This is a genomic window from Bartonella sp. AD328YNZD (genome assembly GCF_042196425.1).
The window spans coordinates 1-639 of sequence record NZ_JBHIQG010000770.1 but is presented as its reverse complement, the minus strand read 5'-3'; the positions used below and the strand labels follow the sequence as shown (position 1 = coordinate 639).

The 639-nt window shown below is 33.8% G+C and carries 2 pseudogenes; one reads left to right on the top strand and one right to left on the bottom strand.

Features of this window, described 5'->3' with window-relative positions:
* Positions 1–218: pseudogene (locus ACFIO3_RS14950) on the bottom strand (DUF177 domain-containing protein); the annotation flags it as partial.
* Positions 219–439: 221 nt separating this feature from the next.
* On the opposite strand from ACFIO3_RS14950, the pseudogene ACFIO3_RS14945 reads away from it, so the two are divergent.
* Positions 440–639: pseudogene (locus ACFIO3_RS14945) on the top strand (outer membrane protein assembly factor BamE); the annotation flags it as partial.

Genomic DNA, 639 nt, shown 5'->3' with positions numbered 1-639 from the left:
AACAGACCTTTTATACGCACTCCGCGTTTTTTCCACGGGAAAATATGAAATTTTCCCTCACAAGATTTTACTTCAATTAAATCATGGTTCTGGGCTAAATGTGTACATTCTTTTTTGTTTGCACAAAAATGAACCCTTATACCTTTAGCAGGGAGAGAACGTACAGATATTGGATAAGCCAAAGCAAATGTCATTTGAGGAACATTTTGAACATTCATAGACAACTCCCAAACATAAAAACGCGTAAAGCACCATGTTTTTATTTATCTCAAGTATTTATGCATTTTTTTCTTTTCTAAAGAAATTCTATATGGCATAATTTGCTTTATAACAGGGAAACTCAGTGTAAGCTACGGTAGATTAAGTTAAAATTAGAAAAAACTTGAGGTTGCCTTCTTGTCCTACATCTCAGTATAAAAAGGAGATATCATTGTTTCAAATGCCTCACATAATAGCCTTAATCAAACGTAAATTATTGATTGGTCTATCAATAGCAAGCATAGGAATGCTTGCTGGGTGTAGTCTTCTTGATTCTTCAGGTTCGAGCCAAATTTATAGAGAAGGCTATGTTCTTGATAAAAATGCTCTAAGTTCTATCTCTATTGGCTCAAGTCAAGAGCAAGTTCTTTTAACTTTAGG